The sequence below is a fragment of the Massilia sp. UYP32 genome, from assembly GCF_050434365.1.
Lineage (GTDB): Bacteria > Pseudomonadota > Gammaproteobacteria > Burkholderiales > Burkholderiaceae_D > Telluria > Telluria timonae.
In genome coordinates this window covers 11,855-36,077 of sequence record NZ_JBNDIK010000013.1, presented here as the reverse complement: position 1 = coordinate 36,077, position 24,223 = coordinate 11,855, and the positions used below count along the sequence as shown (strand labels likewise).

General features: G+C 65.0%; 21 protein-coding genes and 2 tRNA genes. 7 read left to right on the top strand and 16 right to left on the bottom strand.

Translation table 11 applies throughout. The annotated features are described in order from the left end of the window. Positions 1-16: 16 nt before the first annotated feature. Genes ABIB42_RS11850 through ABIB42_RS11840 form a run of 3 tightly spaced genes read right to left on the bottom strand, consistent with a single transcriptional unit; the run spans position 17 to position 3,260 of the window. Positions 17-1,195, bottom strand: coding sequence for a CaiB/BaiF CoA transferase family protein (locus ABIB42_RS11850; RefSeq protein WP_429248400.1), 1,179 nt, complete (start codon positions 1,193-1,195; stop codon positions 17-19). A gap of 10 nt (positions 1,196-1,205) precedes the next feature. After that, complete coding sequence (locus ABIB42_RS11845) at positions 1,206-2,366, bottom strand: acyl-CoA dehydrogenase family protein (RefSeq protein ID WP_429248399.1); 1,161 nt, start codon at positions 2,364-2,366, stop codon at positions 1,206-1,208. A gap of 33 nt (positions 2,367-2,399) precedes the next feature. Further along, positions 2,400-3,260, bottom strand: a complete 861-nt coding sequence (locus tag ABIB42_RS11840) for an FAS1-like dehydratase domain-containing protein (RefSeq protein WP_005669773.1) — start codon at positions 3,258-3,260, stop codon at positions 2,400-2,402. Positions 3,261-3,435: 175 nt separating this feature from the next. Between ABIB42_RS11840 and ABIB42_RS11835 the strand changes: the two genes are divergently transcribed. Together ABIB42_RS11835 and ABIB42_RS11830 are read left to right on the top strand one after the other, a co-directional pair. Then, on the top strand, positions 3,436-4,365 hold the full coding sequence (locus tag ABIB42_RS11835; RefSeq protein ID WP_071363239.1) for a LysR family transcriptional regulator: 930 nt from the start codon (positions 3,436-3,438) through the stop codon (positions 4,363-4,365). A 122-nt stretch (positions 4,366-4,487) separates the two neighbouring features. After that, positions 4,488-5,453: a tripartite tricarboxylate transporter substrate binding protein BugD gene (locus tag ABIB42_RS11830; RefSeq protein WP_071363240.1), complete on the top strand. Its 966-nt coding sequence runs from the start codon at positions 4,488-4,490 to the stop codon at positions 5,451-5,453. A 24-nt stretch (positions 5,454-5,477) separates the two neighbouring features. On the opposite strand, the gene ABIB42_RS11825 is transcribed toward ABIB42_RS11830, so the two are convergent. The 6 genes from ABIB42_RS11825 to ABIB42_RS11800 all read right to left on the bottom strand — a co-directional run bounded on the left by ABIB42_RS11825 (position 5,478) and on the right by ABIB42_RS11800 (position 10,992). Beyond that, positions 5,478-5,554, bottom strand: a tRNA-Arg gene (locus ABIB42_RS11825). A gap of 132 nt (positions 5,555-5,686) precedes the next feature. Further along, positions 5,687-5,763: transfer RNA gene (locus ABIB42_RS11820), tRNA-Pro, on the bottom strand. A 74-nt stretch (positions 5,764-5,837) separates the two neighbouring features. Beyond that, positions 5,838-7,178, bottom strand: coding sequence for a phosphoglucosamine mutase (gene glmM, locus ABIB42_RS11815; RefSeq protein WP_429248398.1), 1,341 nt, complete (start codon positions 7,176-7,178; stop codon positions 5,838-5,840). Between the two features lie 30 nt (positions 7,179-7,208). Then, positions 7,209-8,069, bottom strand: coding sequence for a dihydropteroate synthase (gene folP, locus ABIB42_RS11810; protein WP_005669766.1), 861 nt, complete (start codon positions 8,067-8,069; stop codon positions 7,209-7,211). 154 nt (positions 8,070-8,223) lie between these two features. After that, a complete protein-coding gene (gene ftsH, locus ABIB42_RS11805; RefSeq protein ID WP_005669764.1) occupies positions 8,224-10,107 on the bottom strand; it encodes an ATP-dependent zinc metalloprotease FtsH in 1,884 nt (627 codons plus the stop codon). Positions 10,108-10,344: 237 nt separating this feature from the next. After that, positions 10,345-10,992 (bottom strand): RlmE family RNA methyltransferase, encoded by a 648-nt coding sequence (locus tag ABIB42_RS11800; protein WP_005669762.1) that lies wholly within the window; start codon positions 10,990-10,992, stop codon positions 10,345-10,347. 45 nt (positions 10,993-11,037) lie between these two features. Here ABIB42_RS11800 and yhbY point away from each other — a divergent pair, with 45 nt between their 5' ends. Continuing rightward, positions 11,038-11,508: a ribosome assembly RNA-binding protein YhbY gene (gene yhbY, locus ABIB42_RS11795; protein WP_071363244.1), complete on the top strand. Its 471-nt coding sequence runs from the start codon at positions 11,038-11,040 to the stop codon at positions 11,506-11,508. A gap of 54 nt (positions 11,509-11,562) precedes the next feature. On the opposite strand, the gene ABIB42_RS11790 is transcribed toward yhbY, so the two are convergent. From ABIB42_RS11790 to ABIB42_RS11760, 7 genes are all read right to left on the bottom strand, one after another. Beyond that, complete coding sequence (locus ABIB42_RS11790; RefSeq protein ID WP_040777837.1) at positions 11,563-12,015, bottom strand: DUF4149 domain-containing protein; 453 nt, start codon at positions 12,013-12,015, stop codon at positions 11,563-11,565. 20 nt (positions 12,016-12,035) lie between these two features. Continuing rightward, positions 12,036-12,509 (bottom strand): transcription elongation factor GreA, encoded by a 474-nt coding sequence (gene greA, locus ABIB42_RS11785; RefSeq protein ID WP_005669756.1) that lies wholly within the window; start codon positions 12,507-12,509, stop codon positions 12,036-12,038. A gap of 135 nt (positions 12,510-12,644) precedes the next feature. Further along, positions 12,645-15,875 (bottom strand): carbamoyl-phosphate synthase large subunit, encoded by a 3,231-nt coding sequence (gene carB, locus ABIB42_RS11780; protein ID WP_071363245.1) that lies wholly within the window; start codon positions 15,873-15,875, stop codon positions 12,645-12,647. A 1-nt stretch (position 15,876) separates the two neighbouring features. Beyond that, positions 15,877-17,040, bottom strand: a complete 1,164-nt coding sequence (gene carA / locus ABIB42_RS11775) for a glutamine-hydrolyzing carbamoyl-phosphate synthase small subunit (RefSeq protein WP_005669751.1) — start codon at positions 17,038-17,040, stop codon at positions 15,877-15,879. A 307-nt stretch (positions 17,041-17,347) separates the two neighbouring features. After that, positions 17,348-17,758: a GlcG/HbpS family heme-binding protein gene (locus ABIB42_RS11770; protein ID WP_005669749.1), complete on the bottom strand. Its 411-nt coding sequence runs from the start codon at positions 17,756-17,758 to the stop codon at positions 17,348-17,350. Next, positions 17,755-18,699: a patatin-like phospholipase family protein gene (locus ABIB42_RS11765; protein WP_005669746.1), complete on the bottom strand. Its 945-nt coding sequence runs from the start codon at positions 18,697-18,699 to the stop codon at positions 17,755-17,757. The genes ABIB42_RS11770 and ABIB42_RS11765 overlap by 4 nt, the downstream gene beginning before the upstream one ends. Positions 18,700-18,790: 91 nt before the next feature. Continuing rightward, complete coding sequence (locus ABIB42_RS11760) at positions 18,791-21,016, bottom strand: TonB-dependent siderophore receptor (RefSeq protein WP_429248397.1); 2,226 nt, start codon at positions 21,014-21,016, stop codon at positions 18,791-18,793. A gap of 167 nt (positions 21,017-21,183) precedes the next feature. Here ABIB42_RS11760 and ABIB42_RS11755 point away from each other — a divergent pair, with 167 nt between their 5' ends. The 4 genes from ABIB42_RS11755 to ABIB42_RS11740 are packed head-to-tail and all read left to right on the top strand — an operon-like array spanning position 21,184 to position 24,223. After that, entirely contained in the window at positions 21,184-21,909 is a 726-nt protein-coding gene (locus ABIB42_RS11755) for a DUF4198 domain-containing protein (protein ID WP_273036379.1), read from the top strand. Between the two features lie 48 nt (positions 21,910-21,957). Continuing rightward, positions 21,958-22,245 (top strand): hypothetical protein, encoded by a 288-nt coding sequence (locus ABIB42_RS11750; protein WP_005669741.1) that lies wholly within the window; start codon positions 21,958-21,960, stop codon positions 22,243-22,245. After that, on the top strand, positions 22,242-23,876 hold the full coding sequence (locus ABIB42_RS11745; RefSeq protein ID WP_429248396.1) for a PepSY-associated TM helix domain-containing protein: 1,635 nt from the start codon (positions 22,242-22,244) through the stop codon (positions 23,874-23,876). Before ABIB42_RS11750 ends, ABIB42_RS11745 begins: the two co-directional genes overlap by 4 nt. Next, on the top strand, positions 23,873-24,223 hold the full coding sequence (locus ABIB42_RS11740; protein WP_005669737.1) for a DUF3325 domain-containing protein: 351 nt from the start codon (positions 23,873-23,875) through the stop codon (positions 24,221-24,223). Before ABIB42_RS11745 ends, ABIB42_RS11740 begins: the two co-directional genes overlap by 4 nt.

The following is a 24,223-nucleotide window of genomic DNA, read 5'->3' as shown; positions in this document are numbered from 1 at the left end:
CTTTTTATTGCTGTATTCAGATGGCGCGCTCGGCGCGCAGGGCGGCGATGTCGGCGCTGGCGTAGCCGAGCCCGGACAGGATCGCCTCGGTATGTTCGCCCAGCGCCGGCACCGGGTCCATGCGCGCCTGCCAGGTGTTCGGGACCGCCGGCGGCAGCAGCGCCGGGATCGCGCCGTCCGGGATGCCGACGTCGACCCAGCGTCCGCGCGCCGCCAGTTGCGGGTGCCGCCAGAGGTCGTGCATATCGTTCATGTGGGCGTTCGCGATCTGCGCCTCGTCGAGGCGCGCGACCACCTGCTCGGCGGTCAGCTGCGCGAACACGTCGACGATGATGGCGCGCAGTTCCTGGCGCGCCCCGTTGCGCGCCGCGTTCGAGGCGAAGCGCGCATCCGCGGCCAGTTCGGGCTGGCGCAACACTTTGGCGCAGAACTGTTCCCACTCGCGTTCGTTCTGCAGCCCCAGCATGACGGTCTTGCCGTCGCCGACCGGGAACGGCCCATACGGATAGATGGTGGCGTGAGCCGCGCCGGCGCGCGGCGGCGGCGCGGCGCCGTCGATCGCGTAATACAGCGGGTAATTCATCCACTCGGCCATGCTCTCGAGCATGGAGACATCGATGTGGGCGCCCTCGCCCGTGCGCCCGCGCTGGATCATGGCGGCCAGGATGTTCGTGTAGGCGTACATGCCGGCCGCGATGTCGGCGATCGAGCAGCCGGCCTTGGCCGGCTCGTCGGGCGAACCGGTGATCGACAGGAAGCCCGATTCGCTCTGGATCAGCAGGTCGTAGGCCTTCTTGTCGCGGTAGGGGCCGTCGGCGCCATAGCCCGAGATGTCGCACACGATCAGGCGCGGAAAGCGCTCCTTCAAGGCTTCCCACGACAGGCCCAGGCGCGCCGCCGCGCCCGGCGCCAGGTTCTGCACCAGGACGTCGGCCCCGGCCAGCAGCCCCTCGAGGATCGGCGCGGCCTGGCGGTGCTTGACGTCCAGCGTCAGGCTCTCCTTGGAGCGGTTGGTCCAGACGAAATGCGAGGCCATGCCGCGCGCGCGCGTGTCGTAGGCGCGCGCGAAGTCGCCCACGCCGGGCCGCTCGACCTTGATCACGCGGGCGCCCAGGTCGGCCAGCTGGCGGGTGCAGAACGGCGCGGCGATCGCGTGTTCCAGGGTGACGACGGTGATGCCATCCAGAGGTCGCATGATCAGTCTCCTAGTACGAACGCGGCAGGCCGAGCACGTGTTCGGCCACGTACGACAGGATCATGTTGGTCGAGATCGGCGCGACCTGGTACAAGCGCGTCTCGCGGAACTTGCGCTCGACGTCGTATTCGGCGGCGAAGCCGAAGCCGCCGTGGAACTGCAGGCAGGCGTTGGCCGCTTCCCACGAGGCGTCGGCGGCCAGCATCTTGGCCATGTTCGCCTGGGCGCCGCAGGGCTGATTGGCGTCGAACAGCGCGCAGGCCTGGTAGCGCATCAGGTTGGCCGCCTCGATGTTGACGAAGGCCTTGGCGATCGGGAACTGCACGCCCTGGTTCTGGCCGATCGGGCGTCCGAACACGACGCGCTCGTTCACATAGTTGGTGACCTTGTCGATGAACCAGTAGCCGTCGCCGATGCATTCGGCGGCGATCAGGGTGCGCTCCGCGTTCAGGCCGTCGAGGATGTACTTGAACCCCTTGCCCTCTTCGCCGATCAGGTTCTCGACCGGGATCTCGAGGTTCTCGAAGAACAGCTCGTTGGTCTCGTGGTTGACCATATTGAGGATCGGCTGCACCGCCAGGCCCTTGCCGATCGCTTCGCGCAGGTCGACGATGAAGATCGACATGCCCTCGGATTTTTTGGTCACCTCGGCCAGCGGCGTGGTGCGCGCCAGCAGGATCATCAGGTCGGAGTGCTGCACCCGCGAGATCCAGACCTTCTGGCCATTGACGACATAGCGGTCGCCCTTGCGCACGGCCGTGGTCTTGATCTTGGTGGTGTCGGTGCCGGCGGTCGGCTCGGTGACCGCCATCGACTGCAGGCGCAGCGCGCCGCTGGCGATCTGCGGCAGGTAGCGTTCCTTCTGGGCCGCCGAACCGTGGCGCAGCAAGGTGCCCATATTGTACATCTGGCCATGGCAGGCGCCGGAGTTGCCGCCGGCGCGGTTGATCTCTTCCATGATGACGGAGGCTTCGGTCAGGCCGAGGCCGGAACCGCCGTATTCCTGCGGGATCAGGGCGGCCATCCAGCCGGCCTGCGTCAGCGCGTCGACGAACTGCGCGGGATAGCCGCGCTCTTCGTCGATCTTGCGAAAGTACTCCGGCGGAAATTCTTCGCACAGCGAGCGGACCGCATCGCGGATATCCTGGTGCGGCAGTTCCAAGTGGATCATGTGGGTCTCCTGGATAGTGTAGGGATGATGCGCTCAGCGCAGGGTCGCCTCGGCCTGCATGGCGAGTTCGCCCCGGTCGTTCTGCGCCCATAGGGAAATGGTCTTGCCGTCCGGTCCCGGCTTGCCGCAGACCGCGAACGGCGCGGTATCGAACAGCGGACTGACGGCGCGGAAGCTGAAGCGCGCGATGTCCGCGCCCGGCAGCTCGCGCCGCACCAGGTCGACCAGCAGCGTGGCGATGAGCGGGCCGTGCACGATCAGGCCGGGATAGCCTTCCACCCCGGTGACGTAGCTGCGGTCGTAGTGGATGCGATGGCCGTTGAAGGTCAGGGCCGAATAGCGAAACAGCAGCACCGGATCGGGGTGGATGGTGCGCGACCAGCGCGCGTCGGCCGGGGCCGGCCGGGGCGCCGGCGCTGCCGCGCCGGGCGCGGGCAGGTCGCGGTAGACGATGTCGTGTTCCTCGGTGATGACCGGCGCCCCGCCCTGGCGGATGTCATGCCGCACGGTGACGAACACCAGGCTGCCGCTGGCGCCTTCCTTGGCCTGCACGCTGCGGATGGTCGAGGTGCGCGTCACGAGCTCGCCGATCCGCGCCGGCGCATGGAACTCGAAACGGCCGCCCGCCCACATGCGCCGCGGCAGCGGCACCGGCGGCAGGAAGCCGCCCCGTTTCGGGTGACCGTCGTCGCCCAGCTGCGACTGCTGGGCGATCGCGTGGAAGTAAATCCAGTGCCACAGGGGCGGCAGCGCCTCGCCCTGGGCGGGCGCGTCCGGATAGTCCAGCGTGGCGGCCAGGGCCGCCACCGCGTCGGGCCGCAGCACATCGTGCAGCACTTCGGTCTTGCCTGTCCACTGCTGGAGCAGGCTTGCATCGAATTCGTTGGTAGTCATCGTTCGCCGTGAAAGGAATCGGATGACTCATCATAGATTTGAATGGATTGCCCGTAGAAATAGAAAAACGTGATTCCTCCATCACGCGCCGCGATAGCTGTGGCCATCATGAATCGCGATTGCCAAGCCGCGTGAAAGAGCATATGTTGATGGCTCATCCATTACCGGAACGTTCATGGACATCAAGCAGATCCGCACCCTGATCGCGATCGCCGAGACCGGCAGCGCCACCCGCGCAGGCGAACTGCTCCACCTGGTCCAGCCGGCCGTCTCGCGCCACATCCGGCTGCTGGAAGAAGAATGCGGCGTGCCGCTGTTCGAGCGCGAGCGTCACGGCATGGTGCTGACCGACGCCGGCCGCACCCTGGTCGAGTATGGGCGCCGCGCGCTGCGCGAGCTGGACAAGGCGCGCGCCGAGATCGGGCCGGCGACCACGAGCGTCTCCGGGCGCTTGACGATCGGCCTGCTGGCCAGCACCAGCCGGCTGCTGGCCGGCGAGCTGGTGGCGCGGGTGCGCGCCCGCTACCCGGCGGTGACGGTCAGCATCACCGTCGGCTATGCCGGCAATGTGCTCCAGTGGCTGGAAGCGGGCGACATCGAACTGGCCCTGCTGTACGACACGCGCTCGTCCAACGGCCTGCAGGCCGAGGCGCTGGTCGACGAGCGCCTGTACGTGCTCGGCCCGCCGGGTGAATTCACGGGAAACGAACCGTTTCCCTTGAAAGGGCTCAAGGACCGGCCGATGGTGATGCCGAACGCGTCGCACGGGCTGCGCAGCATCATCGAGCACGCGCTGGCGGTGGCCGGCATCAGCGTCGACGTCGTCGCCGAGACCAATGCGCTGGACCTGCAGAAGTCGCTCGTGGCCAAGGGCTTCGGCTACACGATCCTGCCCACCTCGGCCGTGCTGGAAGAACTGCAGGCAGGAACGCTCTCCGGCGCCCCGGTCGGCACGCCGGACCTGTCGCGCCGCATCGTGCTGGCGCGCGCCGCCGCGCGCCGGCCCTCCCCGGCCAGCGCCGCCGCGGCCCCCATCCTGACCGCGCTGATGAAGGAGATGGTCGACCAGCAGGCCTGGCCGGGCGCGGCCTGGATCGGACGCTGAAACGAGCTATGCCGTTCCCTGATGCTGGCATCACAAAAAGGTATTTCGTGCGCCCTCCCATAAGCTCTTAGGATGGTTCAAAACAACGGGACCACCCGTCACAACGAGCACAGGAGACGACGATGCTGAAAAAACTGATGTTTGCCGGCCTGACGCTGGCCGCCGCCGGCGCCCACGCGGCCGATTACCCGGCCCGGGCAATCACGATGATCATTCCCTTCTCGGCCGGCGGGCCGACCGACGTCATCGGCCGCATCCTCGGCCAGACCATGGCGAAGTCGCTCGGCCAGTCGGTCGTGGTCGAGAACGCCACCGGCGCCGGCGGCACGATCGCCGCGGGCAAGGTGGCGCGGGCCGCGCCCGATGGCTATACCATCTTGCTGCACCACAATGGCATGAGCACCAGTCCGGCGCTGTACCGCAAGCTGGCCTTCAATCCGATGACGGATTTCGAATACGTGGGCCAGGTGGCCGACGTGCCGATGGTGCTGCTGGCGCGCAAGAACCTGGCGCCGAACACCCTGCCCGAACTGCTCACCTATATCAAGGCCAACAAGGACAAGCTGACCATGGGCAATGCCGGGCTCGGCGCCGTCTCGCACCAGTGCGGCATGCTGTTCCTGAGCGCCATCGGCACGCCGCTCACCACGGTGCCCTACAAGGGCACGGCCCCGGCGATGAACGACCTGCTGGGCGGCCAGATCGACCTGCTGTGCGACCAGACCACCTCGACCACGTCCTACATCAAGACCGGCAAGGTCAAGGTGTATGGCGCGACCACCAAGGCGCGCATCGCCTCGCTGCCGCAGCTGCCGACCCTGGCCGAGCAAGGCATCGCCGGCTTCGAAATGTATGTGTGGCACGGCATGTATGCGCCCAAGGGAACGCCGAAGGCCGTGGTCGACCGGCTCGGGACGGCCCTGCGCGAGGCGCTGAAGGATCCCAACGTGAAGGCCCGGTTCGCCGAGCTCGGAACGGAACCGGTCCCGGCCGAGAAGGCCACGCCGGAAGGCTTGCGCACGCATCTGAAAGCGGAGATCGACAAGTGGGGGCCGATCTACAAGAAGGCGGGGGCCTACGCCGATTGACGGCGTTCGTATGCGCGATGTGATTGGCCCGCCCTGAGGGAATCGAACCCCCGACCCACGGCTTAGAAGGCCGTTGCTCTATCCAACTGAGCTAAGGGCGGATCTTGGAAGAGCGCTACTATAAACCGCAAGCATCCTGCTTGCAATAAGGCCAGGCTCGTTGCCGTAGCAAACCATAGCAGCGCTAAAAACAAAACAGGCCGTCCTAGGACAGCCTGTCTTGATGAATCTTTTGGTCGGAGTACAAGGATTCGAACCTTGGACCCCCTGGTCCCAAACCAGGTGCGCTACCGGGCTGCGCTACACTCCGCCGTGAGAAACATTATACGCGATGACGGTGCCGAGCGCCAGTCCGGCCTGCATCTTGCCGGACTGGCGCTTCGATCAGGCCACCAGCTTGTCCGCGATGCGGCGCGCCATGCTTTCGGCCACGGCCGCCTCTTTCGCTTCCACCATCACGCGGATCAGCGGTTCGGTGCCGGACGCCCGGATCAGCACGCGGCCGTTGTCGCCCAGTTCGCGCTCGACCGCCTCCTTCTCGGCCACCAGGGCCTGGTCGCTGGTCCAGTCGAAGCCCGGCGTGACCTTCTTGTTGATCAGCGTTTGCGGGAACAGTTGCAGCTCGCTGCAGCATTCCGCCAGCGATTTATTGCCGCGCACCAGGGCCGACAGCACTTGTAGCGCCGACACGATGCCGTCGCCGGTGCTGTGCTTGTCAAGCGCCAGCAGGTGGCCCGAGCCTTCGCCGCCGAACAGCCAGCCGCGCTCTTTCATGACCTCGAGCACGTAGCGGTCGCCGACCTTGGCGCGCGCGAAGCCGATGCCCATCTGCTTGAAGGCGACTTCGAGCGCCATATTCGTCATCAGGGTGCCGACCGCGCCCGCCACCGGACCGGTGCTCATGCGGTCGCGCACCATCACGTACAGCAGCTCGTCGCCGTTGTAGACGCGTCCATTGGCGTCGACCATGATCAGGCGGTCGGCGTCGCCGTCCAGCGCGATGCCGAGGTCGGCCTTGTTGGCCACCACGGCTTCGGACAGCGCCTTCGGCGCGGTGGCGCCGAAGCCGGCATTGATATTGAAGCCGTCCGGCTGGGCGCCGATCGAGATGACTTCGGCGCCGAGTTCGTGGAACACGTGCGGCGCGATGTTGTAGGCGGCGCCGTGGGCGCTGTCGACCACGATCTTCAGGCCGCGCAGGTCGAGTTCGTTCGGGAAGGTGCTCTTGCAGAATTCGATGTAGCGGCCCTGGGCGTCGCGCAGGCGGGTCGCGCGGCCGAGCTTGTCGGAAGCGACGCAGCCCATCGGCTGGTCGATCGCTTCTTCGATCTCGAGCTCGACGGCGTCCGGCAGCTTGGTGCCGTGTTCCGAGAAGAACTTGATGCCGTTGTCCTGGAAGGGATTGTGCGAGGCCGAGATCACGACGCCGGCCTGCAGGCGCAGCGCGCGGGTCAGGTAGGCGATGGCCGGGGTCGGCATCGGGCCAGCCAGCATCGAATCGACGCCGGCGGCGGACAGGCCGGCTTCCAGCGCCGCTTCGAGCATATAGCCCGAGATGCGGGTGTCCTTGCCGATCAGGACGACCGGACGGCCGCTGCTCGACTTGCGGCCCTTGGCCAGGACGGTGCCGGCGGCGTAGCCGAGACGCATCACGAATTCAGGAGTAATTGGCGCCACGCCCACCGTGCCGCGCACGCCATCGGTGCCGAAATATTTCCGTGCCATCTAGTTCTCTTTTCTCTTATTGAAACGTTTTTACAGGACCGAGGGTGGATGCATCGCCGCATGCCACACCTTCAGGGCATCGACAGTCTCTGCCACATCATGCACACGCACGATTCTAGCGCCATGCGCTACCGCAGCCAATGCCGCGCCGATGCTGCCGGCCACCCGCTGCTCGACCGGACGTCCGGTGACGGCGCCGATCATGGACTTGCGCGACATGCCGGCCAGCACCGGCAGGCCGAGCTCGTCGCGCATGCGCTGCAATCCGTGCAGCAAGGCGTAGTTGTGTTCGACCGTCTTGCCGAAGCCGAAGCCGGGGTCGACGCAGATGCGCTCGCGCTCGATACCGGCCGCGCTCAATGCATCGACGCGCTCGCGCAGAAAAGCGATCACCTCCCCCACCACGTCGTCGTACTGCGGCGCCTGCTGCATGGTTTCTGGCGTGGCCTGCATGTGCATGATGCACAGGCCGCAATCGCTGTCCTGCACCGCCTCGATGGCGCCCGGCGCACGGAACGCGTTGATGTCGTTGATCATGTCGGCGCCGGCGATCAGCGCCTCGCGCATGACGTCGGGCTTGCAGGTGTCGACCGACAGCGCGACGTCGAGCGTGCGCAGCGCGTACAGGGTCGGCATCACGCGCCGCAGTTCTTCGTCGAGCGGTACGCTGGGCGAGCCGGGGCGGGTCGATTCGCCGCCGATGTCGATCATCGCGGCGCCGTCCCGGATCATGGTCTCGGCATGGGTCAGCGCGAATTCGAGGCCCTGGTAGCGGCCGCCGTCGGAAAAGGAATCGGGGGTAATGTTCAGGATGCCCATCACCACTGGATAGGCAGATTCAGCCCCCTCCAGCGCGAAGCTGAAGTGGCCACATTGCAGTTTCTTGGTCATGAAAGCACATCGGGGTCAGGTCTGACAATCAGACACGGCCTCGACAATAAATGTATTTAAAGGTTGAGCTCGTGTCCGAATGTCAGACCTGACCCCAGCTTTTTGCAAAACAAAAAAGGCACCCTGACGGGTGCCTTTGATGGGAGAGACAGCGTCAGGCCGGTGCGGTGGCATTCGGCGCCACACCGCCCGAGCCGCTGTCGCCCGGCGGCGTGCGCTTGGTCAGCACGGTCTTCGGCTGGCGCGGCTCGCGGCCGGCCATGATGTCGTTGATCTGCTCGGAATCGATGGTTTCCCAGTCGAGCAGCGCCTTGGTCATCATCTCGACCTTTTCGCGGTTCTCTTCCAGCAGACGCCGTGCCAGCGCGTACTGCGTGTCGAGGATGGCGCGGATCTCGGCGTCGACCTTTTGCTGCGTTGCTTCCGAAATGGTCTTGGTGGCGCCGCCGAAGAAGCCGTCGTTCTCGCTGTCTTCGTAGACCATCACGCCCATGCTGTCGGACATGCCGAAGCGGGTCACCATCGAGCGTGCCAGCTTGGTCGCGCGGGCGAAGTCGTTCGAGGCGCCGGTCGACATTTGGCCGACAAAGATCTCTTCAGCAATACGGCCGCCGAACAGGATCGAGATTTCCTCGAGCATCTTGTCCTTGTAACCGGACAGGCTGTCGTGTTCCGGCAGCTGCCAGGTCAGGCCCAGCGCATAGCCGCGCGGCATGATCGTGACCTTGTGCACCGGATCGGCCTTCGGCAGCAGCTTGGCGACCACCGCGTGGCCCGACTCGTGGTAAGCCGTGTTGCGGCGCTCTTCTTCGCGCATGACCATCGACTTGCGCTCCGGACCCATATAGATCTTGTCCTTGGCGTCTTCGAAGTCGATCATCTCGACCAGGCGCTTGCTGCGGCGTGCGGCGAACAGCGCGGCTTCGTTGACCAGGTTGGCCAGGTCGGCGCCCGAGAAGCCCGGGGTGCCGCGCGCCAGGATGTCGGCCTTGACGTCGGTGCCGATCGGCACTTTACGCATGTGCACGTTGAGGATTTGTTCGCGGCCGCGGATGTCCGGCAGGCCCACCATCACCTGGCGGTCGAAACGGCCCGGACGCAGCAGCGCCTTATCGAGCACGTCGGCGCGGTTGGTGGCGGCGATCACGATCACGCCCGACTGGGCTTCGAAGCCGTCCATCTCGACCAGCAGCTGGTTCAGCGTCTGTTCGCGCTCGTCGTTGCCGCCGCCCATGCCGGCGCCACGGTGACGACCGACCGCGTCGATCTCGTCGATGAAGATGATGCAAGGCGAATGCTTCTTGGCGTTCTCGAACATGTCGCGAACACGCGACGCACCGACGCCGACGAACATCTCGACGAAGTCGGAACCCGAGATCGAGAAGAACGGCACCTTGGCTTCGCCGGCGATGGCGCGCGCCAGCAGGGTTTTACCGGTACCCGGAGGACCGACCATCAGCACGCCGCGAGGAATGCGGCCGCCCAGTTTCTGGAACTTGGTCGGATCCTTGAGGAAGTCGACGATTTCCGAGACTTCTTCTTTCGCTTCGTCGCAACCGGCGACGTCGGCGAAAGTGACGGTGTTATTGGTTTCATCGAGCATGCGCGCCTTCGATTTACCGAAGGAGAAAGCGCCGCCCTTGCCGCCGCCCTGCATCTGGCGCATGAAGAACACCCATACGCCGATCAGGAGCAGCATCGGGAACCACGAAATGAATACCTGCTGCAGGAACGATGGTTCCTCGGGCGGCTTCACGTCGAAGCGCACGCCGTTTTCGCGCAGGTCGCCGATCAGGCCGCGGTCCAGGATGGTCGCGGTCGCGCGCACCTTGGAATCGTCGCTGCGCGTGGCGGTGATATTCGAGCCTTCGATCGTCACATCCTTGATGCGACGTTGTTTGATCTCATCGAGCAGCTCGGAATAAGCGATGGTCTTGCTGCCGCCGGCGACGCTATGGGTGTCGAACTGCTTGAACAGCATGAACAACAGCAGCGCGACGACCACCCAGATGGCGGATTTGGAAAACATATTATTCACGAGCACTCCTCCGATGCAATTGCATCTCTACCGATTTCAGTATTCCGATTTTACTCGCAATAAGCCGACACCGCCACGCGGCGCCGGCAATAGTGCCGAAATACTATCTTTTTACATCCCGCCAGCACATTGCATACAAATCTCGGCGCCGGGCCGGAGGGATCACGCGGCTGATGTATGGGCACGCGTGGAGATTTCAAGGGGAAATTCTACCCTCTAATCAATGGATCACTGCCCTCAGGCCGCCGGGTTCTTGAGGCCACGGCCGAGCAGGAAGATCTCGGACGATTTATCACGGCTGGCCTTCGGCTTGATCTGTTTCACGGTCTTGAACTCAGTCCGGAATTTCTCCAGGATTTGTGTAAAACCCATGTCTTTAAAACATTTAACAACCAGCCCGCCGCCCGGCTTCAAATGCAGCTGCGAAAATTCGATCGCGAGGTCGATCAAATGTTCCATGCGCGCCGCATCGGCGTGGCTAATACCCGACAAATTGGGCGCCATATCGGATAGCACAAGGTCGGCCTTGCGGCCGGACAGGACTTCATCGAGCTGCGTCAGCACTTCTTCCTCACGGAAGTCGCCTTGAATATATTGCACGTCCGCGATCGGCTCCATCGGCAGGATGTCGAGGCCGATGATGGTGCCATTGATGCCGCCGCCGTCGGCGCCGGCCAGCTTGCGCCGCGTGTACTGCGCCCAGCTGCCCGGAGTGCAACCGAGGTCGACGACCACCTGGCCCGGCTTGATCAGCTTTTCCTGCTCGTCGATTTCCTTGAGCTTGTAGGCGGCGCGGGCGCGGAAGCCTTCTTTCTGGGCCAGTTTGACGTACGGGTCGTTAATATGGTCGTGCAACCAGTTTTTGTTTAATTTGTTCTTGGCCATTCGCGTAGAATACTGCTTTTATAGGTACATCAAAAAAGAATTGTTATGATCAAACTTACACCGGCCGAGCGCAGCGCCCTGCGCGCAGAAGCACACGGGCTCAATCCAGTCGTCATGATCGGCGAAGCCGGCCTTACCGAATCCGTCGTCAAGGAAATCTCGGCCAGCCTCGATGCACACGGCCTGATCAAGGTGCGCGTGTTCGGCGACGACCGCGAAGCGCGCGTCGCCATGTACGAGCAGATCTGCGCCGACCTCGACGCGGCGCCGGTCCAGCACATCGGCAAGCTGCTCGTCCTCTACCGCCCCAAGAAAGAGGCGGTCAAGGAACGCAGCGGCAAATCGGGCCCGGGCATGCGCGAAGTCACCATCGTCAAGGCCAGCGCCAGCGGCACCAAGAAGCCGAGCGTCACCAAGGTCATGCTGAAGGGGAACGAACGCGTCACCGCCGGCGGCAACATCAAGCGCGCCAAGCCGCGCCAGACCAGTTCCAAGAAAAATTCGCTGAACAAGTGAACAAAAAAACCGGGGCAACCCGGTTTTTTTACGTCCCGATCACCCGGAGCACGCTCAACGCAGCCGAACGATCAACCACGCTCCCAGCAAGCTCTGGACGATGTGGAACAGCTGCGACACCCCATGCATCACCGCGAACTGGGTCCAGTACGGCGACGCCCGCACCCCACCCGGCCCGGCCAGCTCGCGCAGGTTCGCCATGGCCGGCTGCAGGCCGACGAAGATTACCAGCGCACACGCCAGCATCGCCAGCACCAGCAGGTTGAGAAAACGCCGGCGCGGCGGCGCCAGATCAAGCGACAGCCGCAGCAAGACCAGCAGCACGACCGCGCAGACGATCGACAGCCAGGCCTGGCGCGTGAGCAGCAGCGCGACCAGGTCGCCGGCCTGGCCGCTGTCCAGGACGGCGAACGCCGCCGGCGCCGCCACATAGCCGAGCGCCCACAGCGTGCCGGCCCACAGCGCGGCCACCAGCAGGCGCGCCGCCGGCAAGCGCCCTGCCTTCATGCCACTGGCCGCCCCTTCCATCAGACGTAGCGGACTTCGAGGATTTCGTATTCGCGCGGGCCCGACGGGGCCTGCACTTCGACCACGTCTTCGGCAAACTTGCCGATCAGCGCGCGCGCGATCGGCGAGGTCACCGAGACCTTGTTCAGCTTCAGGTCGGCTTCGTCGATGCCGACGATCTGGTAGGTGACCTTCTGGCCCGATTCCAGGTCTTCGAGGTCGACGGTGGCGCCGAACACCACGCGCCCGTCGGCGTCGAGCGTCGACGGATCGATGATCTGGGCGGTCGAGAGCTTGCCCTCCAGCTCGGCGATGCGGCCCTCGACGAAGGCCTGGCGCTCCTTGGCGGCGTCGTACTCGGCGTTTTCGGACAGGTCGCCATGCGAACGCGCCTCGGCGATCGCGTCGATCACGATGCGGCGCTCCTTGGTCTTGAGCTGGTGCAGCTCTTCTTTCAGGAGTTCTGCGCCGAATTTGGTCAGTGGTGTGTTCATGGTTCTCTGCTGTTGGTGTTGTACGGGACACCCGTAGCGTCTCAAAGCGAAAACCACAGAGGCACGCGGCGCCAAGGCCGCGCGAGCTCTGTGGTTCACTTGTGTACTAAGCTGTCCTACGGGTACTGCGTGTGCTTAGTGTAAGGTTTTATGCAGGCCTTGTAAATCGTACACGCGCAGTTCGTCGATGTGGGGCATGCCCTCGATCGCCGCTTCGGCGCCGGCGATCGTGGTGTAGGTCACCACGTGCGCCGCCAGTGCCGAGGTACGGATCGTGCGCGAGTCGGTGATCGCGCTGCGCTTTTCCTCGACCGTGTTCACGACCATGACGATCTCATGATTCTTGATCATGTCGACCACGTGCGGACGGCCTTCCAGCACCTTGTTCACCGAACGCACCGGGATGCCGGCCGCCGAGATCACGGCGGCGGTGCCCTTGGTCGCCACCAGGTCGAAGCCCAGCTTGACCAGCTCGCGCGCCACGCCGACCGCGCGCGGCTTGTCCGACGACTTCACCGACAGGAACACGGTGCCCGACTTCGGCAGCTTGATGCCGGCCGCGAGCTGCGATTTCACGAAGGCTTCGCCGAAGGTGGTGCCAACGCCCATCACTTCGCCGGTCGACTTCATCTCTGGTCCGAGGATGGTGTCGACACCAGGGAACTTCACGAACGGGAACACGACTTCCTTGACGCTGTAGAACGGCGGCACGACCTCTTTCGTGATGCCCTGCTGCTCGAGGGTCTGGCCGACCATGCAGCGCGCCGCGATCTTGGCCAGCTGCAGGCCGGTCGCCTTCGAGACGAACGGCACGGTACGCGAAGCGCGCGGGTTCACTTCCAGCACATAGACGGTGTCGACGGTCTGACCGTCCTGCTCCGACTGCTGGATCGCGAACTGCACGTTCATCAGGCCGACCACGTTCAGGGCCTTGGCCATCAGCGAGGTCTGGCGCTTGAGTTCATCGATGGTCGCTTGCGACAGCGAGTACGGCGGCAGCGAGCAGGCCGAGTCGCCCGAGTGCACGCCGGCCTGTTCGATGTGTTCCATCACGCCGCCGATGAAGGTGGCTTCGCCGTCCGAGATGCAGTCGACGTCGACTTCGATCGCGTCGTTCAGGAAGCGGTCGAGCAGCACCGGCGAATCGTGCGAGACCTTGACCGCTTCGCGCATATAGCGCTCCAGGTCGCGCTGCTCGTGCACGATCTCCATCGCGCGGCCGCCCAGCACGTACGATGGACGCACGACCAGCGGGTAGCCGATCTCTTCGGCCAGCGCCAGGGCGTCGGCTTCGGTGCGCGCGGTGCGGTTCGGCGGCTGGCGCAGGTCCAGCTTTTGCAGCAGTTGCTGGAAACGCTCGCGGTCTTCGGCGGCGTCGATCATGTCCGGCGAGGTGCCGATGATCGGCACGCCATTGGCTTCCAGGTCCAGCGCCAGCTTCAGCGGGGTCTGGCCGCCGTACTGGACGATCACGCCGACCGGCTTTTCCAGTTCGACGATCTCGAGCACGTCTTCCAGCGTCAGCGATTCGAAGTACAGGCGGTCCGAGGTATCGTAGTCGGTCGACACGGTCTCGGGATTGCAGTTGACCATGATGGTCTCGTAGCCGTCTTCGCGCATGGCGAGGGCCGCGTGCACGCAGCAGTAGTCGAACTCGATGCCCTGGCCGATGCGGTTCGGGCCACCGCCCAGCACCATGATCTTCTTCTTGTCGGTCGGGTTCGATTCGCACTCTTCGTCGTACGTCGAGTACATATAGGCGGTGTTGGTCGCGAACTCGGCGGCGCAGGTGTCGACGCGCTTGTACACCGGACGGATGTTCAGCGCATGGCGGCGGGCGCGTACGGCGCTCGGCTCGACCTTCAGCAGGAAGGCCATGCGGCGGTCCGAGAAGCCCTTCTGCTTCAGTTTGTACAGGACGTTCTTGTCGAGCGATTCCAGGGTCTGGGTCTCGAGCCACAGCTCGATGTCCACGATCTCCTTGATCTGCACCAGGAACCACGGATCGATCTTGGTGAGATTGTGCACTTCTTCCAGGGTGAAGCCCTGGGCGAAGGCGTCGCCCACGTACCAGATGCGCTCCGGACCCGGCTCGCCCAGCTCTTCCTCGATCTTTTCGCGGTCGCGGGTCTTTTCGTTCAGGCCGTCGACGCCGACTTCCAGGCCGCGCAGGGCTTTCTGGAACGATTCCTGGAAGGTGCGGCCCATCGCCATGACTTCGCCGACCGATTTCATCTGGGTGGTCAGGTGCTTGTCGGCGGTCGGGAATTTCTCGAACGTGAAGCGCGGGATCTTGGTGACGACGTAGTCGATCGACGGCTCGAAACTGGCCGGGGTCGCGCCGCCGGTGATCTCGTTGCGCAGTTCATCCAGCGTGAAGCCGACCGCGAGCTTCGCGGCCACCTTGGCGATCGGGAAGCCGGTGGCTTTCGAAGCCAGCGCCGACGAACGCGACACGCGCGGGTTCATCTCGATGACGATCATGCGGCCGTCTTTCGGGTTGATCGAGAACTGCACGTTCGACCCGCCGGTGTCGACGCCGATCTCGCGCAGCACGTCGATCGACGCGTTGCGCATGATCTGGTATTCCTTGTCGGTCAGGGTCTGCGCCGGCGCCACGGTGATCGAGTCGCCGGTGTGCACGCCCATCGGATCCAGGTTCTCGATCGAGCAGATGATGATGCAGTTGTCGTTCTTGTCGCGAACAACTTCCATCTCGTACTCTTTCCAGCCCAGCAGCGACTCTTCGATCAGCAGCTCGTTGGTCGGCGAGGCCTCGAGGCCGCGCTTGCAGATCTGTTCGAATTCTTCTTCGTTGTAGGCGATGCCGCCGCCGCTGCCGCCCATGGTGAACGACGGACGGATGATGGTCGGGAAGCCCAGCTCGCGCTGCACGCTCCACGCTTCTTCCATCGAGTGGGCCACGCCCGAACGCGCCGAGCCCAGGCCGATCTTGGTCATCGCGTCCTTGAACTTCGAACGGTCTTCGGCCTTGTCGATGGCTTCCGGGGTCGCGCCGATCAGCTCGACCTTGTATTTGTCGAGCACGCCGTGGCGGTGCAGGTCGAGCGCGCAGTTCAGCGCGGTCTGGCCGCCCATGGTCGGCAGGATCGCGTCAGGACGCTCTTTCTCGATGATGCGCTCGACGACCTTCCAGGTGATCGGCTCGATATAGGTCACGTCCGCCGTTTCCGGGTCGGTCATGATGGTCGCCGGGTTCGAGTTGACCAGGATGACCTTGTAGCCTTCTTCGCGCAAGGCCTTGCAGGCCTGGGCGCCGGAGTAGTCGAATTCGACTGCCTGGCCGATGACGATCGGGCCGGCGCCGATGATCAGGATGCTTTTGATATCACTACGTTTTGGCATATTATTTTTTCTCCGCTGCTTGCATCAGGCCGATGAAGCGGTCAAACAGGTAGGCGACGTCGGTCGGGCCGGGCGAGGCTTCCGGGTGGCCCTGGAAGCAGAAGGCCGGCTTGTCCGTGCGGGCGAAGCCCTGCAGCGAGCCGTCGAACAGCGAGACGTGGGTCACGCGGCAGTTATCCGGCAAGGTTTCCGGGTCGACCGCGAAGCCATGGTTCTGCGAGGTGATCAAGACCTTCTTGCTGTCCAGGTCCTGCACCGGGTGGTTGGCGCCATGGTGGCCGAACTTCATCTTCATGGTCTTGGCGCCGGACGCCAGCGCCATGATCTGGTGGCCGAGGCAGATACCGAAGGTCGGGATGCCCTTCTCGATCAGCTCGCGCGATGCGTTGATCGCGTAGTCGCACGGTTCCGGGTCGCCCGGGCCGTTGGCCAGGAAGATGCCGTCCGGATTCAGGGCGAGGGCGTCGGCGGCGGTCGATTGCGCCGGCAGCACGGTGACCTTGCAGCCGCGTTCGGCCAGCATGCGCAGGATGTTGCGCTTGACGCCGTAGTCGAAGGCGACCACGTGGTATTGCGGATCGGTTTGCTTGCCGAAGCCTTCACCCAGCTTCCATTCGGTCTCGGTGAACTCGTAGGGTTCGGTCACGGAAACCACCTTGGCCAGGTCCATGCCGGCCAGGCCCGGGAACGAGCGCGCCAGTTCCAGCGCCTGGGCTGGCGACGGCTCGACGCCTTGCGCGGCGGTCAGGATCGCGCCGGCCTGGGCGCCTTTTTCGCGCAGGATGCGGGTGAGCTTGCGGGTATCGATGCCGGCGATGGCAACCACGTTCTCTTGCTTGAGGTAGTCGCCCAGCGACTGGGTCGAACGGAAGTTCGAGGCCAGCAGCGGCAGGTCGCGGATGATCAGGCCGGCGGCGTGCACCTTGCCCGCTTCGACGTCGGCGCTGTTCACGCCGTAGTTGCCGATGTGCGGATAGGTCAGGGTGACGATCTGGCGCGAATAGCTCGGGTCGGTCAGGATTTCCTGGTAGCCGGTGATCGCGGTGTTGAACACCACTTCGCCGGTCGTATGACCGACGGCACCAATGGAATATCCTTTGAAGATGGTCCCGTCAGCAAGTGCCAGGATGGCTGGAACGGAGGGGCCAGAAAAAAATGGCGGCAAGGGCAACTCCCGAAAAAGTTGCCGTAGCTTCGCCACGTCAGACCGACATCCAACTGTCCTGGGCGCGGTGAGGCCGCCCGGTGTTGGAGGTCATGTTGAATGAGGGATGGTGGGTATGCGCTACGGCTAAGTTTGAATTAGATAAACTTCCGAATTATAGCGCGAACTCTGATGTTCGGCAATGCGGCGCTGCCACATAACTGCCACCAAATTATCGGAAGATGACACGTAGCGCCATCTTCCCTGCCCTGCTGAAACTTATGTTGCGGGTCCAATATCGCGCCCGCAACTCGGGCTTAAGTAGCCATCAGGCGGCGTTCAGCGCAGCAATACCGGCCCGGGCGATCTGCACGTCCTGCTCCGACTTGACGCCCGAGACGCCAACCGCGCCGATCACATGGCCGTCGACGATCACCGGCACGCCGCCTTCGAGCATGCCTTCCAGCTTCGGCGCGCTCAGGAAGGACACGCGGCCGTTGTTGACCACGTCTTCATAGATCTTCGACTCACGCCGGCCGAGGGCGGCGGTATTGGCCTTGGCCGGGGCGATATACGAGGACACGGGCGGCGCGCCGTCCAGGCGCTGCTGCCACAGCAGGTGGCCGCCGTCGTCGACGATCGCGATCGACACGGCCCAGCCGTTTTGCACGGCTTCGGCTTCGGCGGCGGCGCCGATCTTCTTCACGTCGGCCAGGGTCAGGTAGGGTTTGGTGTTCATGGTTTTCCTTGTGGTGCAGGGTGCGGTACTTGTTGTTTAAGCTTCAGCTTGGCCTTGATCTGCGGCATGACCGCGGCGGCGGCCTGCTCGCCGGCCAGGATGGCCAGGTTGCGTCCGCCGAAATCGCTCGATCCCATATTGCCGAGCGCCGGCGTGATCACGATGTCGGCGTCCTTCAGTTCGAAATGGTTCAGGCGCTGGCCCATGATGCTGAAGGTCTGCATCAGGACGTCGAGCGAGCTGGCCGTGGCCGCGCCTTCGGTCGCGCTCGAAATATTGACGGCGATAATGAAATCGGCGCCCATCTCACGCACGAAGCGCACCGGCACCGGCGCCACCAGGCCGCCGTCGACGTATTCCTTGTTGCCGATCTTCACCGGCTGGAACACGCTCGGCACGGCGGACGACGCGCGCACCGCCATGCCGGTATTGCCGCGGTTGAACAGGATCGGCTGGCCGGTTTTCAAATCCGTGGCGACGGCGCCGAAGCGCAATTTCAGCTTTTCCATCGGCACATTGCCGATCGCCTTGTTCACATAATTCTGCAGCGCCTCGCCCTTGAGCAGGCCGCTGGATTTACTCAGCCACGGCATTGCCCAGTCCGAGATGGTCGCCTCGTCCATCGTCAGCGCCGTCTTTTGCAGGGCGAAGCCGTTCAGGCCCGATGCATACAGCGAGCCGACCACCGAACCGGCGCTGGTGCCGACCACGATCTCCGGATAGATGCCCTGGGCCTCGAGGGCCTTGATCACGCCGATATGGGCGAAGCCGCGCGCGGCGCCGCCGCCAAGGGCCAGGCCGATGCGGATTTTCTTGGGAGGAAGCGGCGCCGCCTGGGGCGCGACCGCGGGCGTGGCGACGGGAGCCGGGGTCGGGGTGCTGCCGCAGGCCGCCAGCAGCAGCGCGGCGCAGGCCACGAGGGAAGAACGACGAGAAACCATGGAATGTGGGAGAAAGAACGAGGCGACGATTGTACCTCGGCTCGTTCTCCCCAGCACAGCCAACCCACCCGGCGCGGGTAGGCGACGCGTCTTACAGGCTGCCGCGCAGGCTCACCGACACATTGCGTGGATCGCCGTAGTACCAGGCCAGCCCGGTCGGACCGAAGCGCTTGTAGTAGACCTTGTCGAACAGATTGTTCACGTTGGCCTGTACCGACAGCGTGTCGGTGAAGCGCCAGGCGAGCATCGCATTGGCGATGGCATAGCCGCCCTGGGTCGCGGTCAGGCCGCTGCCGCGCACATACGAATCGCTCTGCATGTTCACGCCGCCGCCGACGGTCCAGCCCGGGCCGGAGCGGTTCGGGCTATAGCTGGTGAACAGGCGCAGCTGGTGTTTCGGATCGATGCTGCGCAGCGGCTGGCCGGTGTTGGCGGCGGCATCCCGCAGGTATTTGGTGCGGGTATTGGTATAGCCCGCCATCAGCTGCCAGCCAGGCAAGAGCTCGCCCGACACTTCGGCCTCCAGGCCTTCGCTGCGTTGCTTGCCGCCGGCGATGCGGCAATAGCCAGTGGTGAAGTACGGCAGGCAGGGATCGATCGACGAGGTGTCTTCGATCGCGCGGCCGACGTTCTCGATCTGGAACAGGCCCAGCGAAGCGTTCAGGCGACCGCCGAAGAACGCGCCTTTCAGGCCGACCTCGATGTCCTCGCCGGTGATCGGCTCGAGCAGGTTGCCGTCGGCGCCGCGCACGTTCTGCGGCGTGAAGATCTCGGTATAGCTGGTGTAGGCGCTGATCTCGTTCGACAGGTCATAGACCAGGCCGACATACGGCGTGGCTTCGCGCGTCACCTTGTAGCCGCTGCCGTTGGCGCGGTTCTCGGTTTCCCACCAGCTCAGGCGCGCGCCCAGCGAAAGGGTCAGCGGGTCGGCCAGCGAGAAACGCGCGGTGGCGAAGGCGCCGTTATTGGTCGTCACCGTCGGCGGATTGCCGCCGGCCGGCATCGTCGTCACCTCGCGCTCCGGATAGCTCGAGTACGGATCGAAGGTGCGAATGTCGACCGTCTGCTTGAACAGGCTGCCCACGCCATAGGTCGCGATCGTCCGGTCGTACACACGCTCGGCGCCCAGCACCAGCGCATGCTTGCGGCCGAACAGCGTGAACGGGCCGTCGGCGACGATGCTCAGCGCCTGCTGGCGGCTGTCGTCGCCGGTGTACTGCGACGTCGTGATGTCCATCAAATACGGATTGGTGGTGCTGGTGCGCGCGATGTACGACTGCTTGAAGCCGTTGGGCTTGATGCGCAGGCCGAGATAGCCGGCACTCGCACGCACGCTCCAGCCATTGTCGAAGCGGTGCTCGATGCCGACCTGGGCCTGGTCGTTGTAGCGGTTCCAGCGGCTCCAGCCGGCGCTCAGGAAGGTGTCGTCCGGCATGTTCAACGACGATCCGTCGAAGTTGGCCGGGATGCCGCCCCAGGCGCCGGTGGCGTCGAGGTCGGTGTGCTGCAGCCAGGCGGTGACCGTGGTGCGCGGCGTCAGGTCAGCCTGGACCACGCCATACAGCACTTCACGGTCTTCTTCGCGCGCCTTCTGGAAGAAGTCCTTCTTGTCCTTGACCGTCACCACCCGGCCGCGCACCGTGCCGCTGTCGTTGAGCGGGGTCGACACGTCCACTTCGACGCGGCGGCGATCCCACGAGCCGACCGTCAGTCCGGCCGTGGCCTGGAACCCGGACGTCGGCAGCTTGCGCACCATATTGACGGTGGCCGACGGGTTGCCCGAACCGCGCAGCATGCCCGACGCGCCGCGCAGCAGTTCGACCCGGTCCAGGATGGCCGTGTCGGGCTGGATGAAGGCCGAGCCGGACTGCTTGTAGCTCAGGCCATCGATCTGCATCGCATCGATGCCGAAGCCGCGCGAGTTGTAGCCGAGGCGCTCGCTGTCGGTGTAGTCGACCGTGATGCCCGCGGTATTGGTCAGCACCTCGGTCAGGTCGAGCAGGTTGCGCTCTTCCATCAGCTGGCGGGTGATGACGGTGACCGGCTGCGGCGTGTCGCGGATGTCCTGCTCGCCCTTGAACAGGGTCGAGGAACGGGTGGTGAAGGACTTGCTCTTCTCGGTGGTGGCGTCGTGCTTGCCGGTGACGTTGACGGTGGGGATGGCGTCCGCCGCGATCTCGTCCGGCGCCTCCAGGGCCGCCGCCAGCGCGGCCAGCGGTGACAGCAGGGCTGCGGTTGCGCACAGTGCAGTGGCCTGGCGCACCAGGCGGGCGACGGGCGTTGGATGGGATACAACGGATGGCACTGGGCGCAACATGATCACTCCTTGAAAGTGTTTTCATAATGAGAATGATTCGCATTATAATTCGTGTTCAATAATTGACGCAATGCACATATTCGACGGCTCTACCAAAAGAGGCATGCTTTATTCGGAGAGTGCACGGCGCAATCGAATTAAATAAACCTATAAAGAGAATGACGACCATGAAGAAACTGCTGCTCTCCTCGCTCCTCGCCCTCGCCGCCATCGCACCTGGCGCCCAGGCGCACCACGTCTGGCTGGAGCAGGACGGCCAGACGGTGAAGCTGCAGTTCGGCGAGTTCGGCCTGAACCAGCGCGAGACCACGCCCGGCCTGCTCGATAAATTCGTCGCGCCGCGCGCGACGCTGCTCAAGGCTTCCGGCGAGACCGGGCTCAGGCTCGAGAAGACCGCCAGGGGCTACGTGGTCGGAGGCGCCACGCTGGCGGCGGGAGACGCCATCGTGGCGGAGGACGATGCCTATCCGGGCTGGGAAACGACCACCGACAGCAAGACCAGCCAGCACATCTGGATCCCGGCCGCGCGCCTGGCGACCAGCTTCGCCGCGCAGCAGCCGAAGCTGGCGCTGGACATCGTCCCGACCGGCACGCCCGGCGAATTCAGGGTGTTCTACCAGGGCCAGCCGCTGCCGAAGGCGAAGGTGGCGATCACCGTGCCCAGCGGCTGGTCGAAGGAAGCGCTGGCCGACGCCAACGGCGCGGTGAAGTTCGCGCTGCCGTGGAAAGGCATGTATGTGCTGGAGACGGCCCATACCGACAAGAGTGGCGGTGAGCGCGCCGGCGTGCAGTACGCCAGCGCCAGCCATACCTCGTCGCTGACCGTCATGCAGCCGCAAGGCATCGCGCCCCTGCCCGCGGGCCCTGCATTGGCGCCGGGCGCGGAACACTGATCGCCGTCGCGCCGTTCGCTTTAAATAGCATAGAAAGGCCTGAGCCAAATGACTACCCTCACCTGGCGCTACCGCGGCGGCGTGGCCGCGCGCGCGGTCGCGGCGATCGCCGGCGGCTATGTGCTGACCGCGATCGCCAGCGCCCTGATCGCCATCGCGCTGCCGCTGCCGCGCGCCGACGCCGTCACCCTCGCCACCCTGCTCTCCTTCGTGGTCTATACCTGCGTGATCCTGTGGGTGTTCGCCACCGGCAGCGCGCTGCGCGCCTGGGTCGGGGTGGTCGCGACCAGCAGCGTATTGGGCGCTGTGTTGTGGATTGCCGGGAGGGCGTCATGAAAGAAGGCTTGCGCCAATCGATGGCCTGGGTGCACACCTGGTCGGGCCTCCTGGTGTGCTGGCTGCTGCTGCTGGTGTTCATGGGCGGCACCGCGGCCTATTACAAGCACGAGATCACGTTCTGGATGAAGCCCGAGCTGCACAAGGCGGCCGATGCGCCCTCGCGGGTGACGCCGGCCGAATCGGCCACGCTCGCGGTGCGCGAGCTGCAGCAGCGCGCGCCGAAGGCGAATGCCTGGTTCCTCGACCTGCCGCACGAGCGCAATCCGCTGATCTATGCCAGCTGGACCAACCCGCCCAAAAAAGGCATGACGCGCGAGGAGCGGCGCGCGGCGTTCCGCACCCAGAACTTCACGCTCGATCCGATGACCGGCGAGAACACCGCGGCGCCGCGCGACACCCGCGGCGGCGAGTTCCTGTACCGCCTGCACTTCGACCTGTACTACATGTCCGCCATCTGGGGCCGCTGGATCGTCGGCGTCGCCGCCATGTTCATGCTGGTGGCGATCGTCAGCGGCGTGATCACCCATAAACACATCTTCAAGGACTTCTTCACCTTCCGTCCCAGGAAAGGCCAGCGCTCGTGGCTGGACGCGCACAACGCCACCGCGGTGCTGGCGCTGCCGTTCCACCTGATGATCACGTACACCGGCCTGGTCACGCTGATGTTCATGTACATGCCCTCGCCCACCAAGGCGCTGTACGGCGCCGAGCAGAGCGCCATGTTCGCGGACGTGTTCCCGAACGCCGAACGGGTGAAGCCGGCGAAGGAGTTCGCGCCGCTGGCCGACATCGCGCCGATGCTGCTGCAGGCCGAGCGCGCCTGGGGCCAGGCGCCGACGCGGATCGTGGTGAGCAATCCGAACGACGCCAACGCCCGGGTCGCGCTGCATCGCCCTTCGGGCCAGCAGTTGTCGAACATCGAACCGACCATGACCTTCGACGGCGTGAGCGGCGCGCTGCTGACCGAGACCGCGCCGATGAGCACCACGCTGGACACGCGCGCCGCGATCTATGGCCTGCACGTGGCCCACTTCGCCGACCCGCTGCTGCGCGCGCTGTTCTTCGTGTGCGGGCTGGCCGGCACCGCGATGGTCGCCACCGGCGCCTTGCTGTGGGGCGTGAAGGAGCGCCAGAAGTACGCCAAGGTGCTGGCCAAGGGCGGCCGGGTCGGCTTCGGGGTGCGCCTGGTCGACGCCCTGAACATCGGCGCCATCGCCGGCCTGCCGATCGCCTTCGCCGTCTACTTCTGGGCCAACCGCCTGCTGCCGGTCGAGATCGCGCAGCGCACGAACCTCGAGGCCAACTGCTTCTTCATCGCCTGGGGCCTGGCCGCGCTGCTGGCGCAGATCCGTCCGACGCGCGCCATGTGGCGCTTCCAGCTGACGCTGGGCGCCGTGCTGCTGGCCGGGATCCCGGTGCTGAATGCGCTCACGACCGATACCCACCTGGGGGTGACCCTGTTCGGCGGTCCGGCCCTGCGCGCGGTGGCCGGGTTCGACATCGTGGTGCTGCTGCTTGGCCTGCTGCTCGGCTGGGCCGCCTGGTGGCTGGGCCGCAAGACGAAGAAGCAGGCTGCTGCCCGGCAGCCGGCCAACCCGGCGCAACCGACGCCACTGGAGATCGCATGAACGCATTGATCCTGAGCGGCGCCGCCCTCGCCTTCAGCGGCTTCGCCGCGACCAGCATCACGATGGACCGCCACTACGCCGACATCCACGGCCGCGGCAAGGAAGCCTCTCGCGCCACCCGCCTGCGCCTGCGCACCCTGGGCTGGATCGGCCTGCTGCTGTCGTTCATGGCCTGCATCGGCGCCAGCGGCTGGCACATCGGCCCGGTGCTGTGGTGCGGCATCCTGTCGCTCGCCGCCTGGACCGTCACCCTGCTCCTGCAATACCACCCGCGCCGGGTAATGCAGGGCGCCTGGATCGGCATTCCCGCCGCCCTGCTGGCCGCCGCACTCCTCCTGCGCAATTAG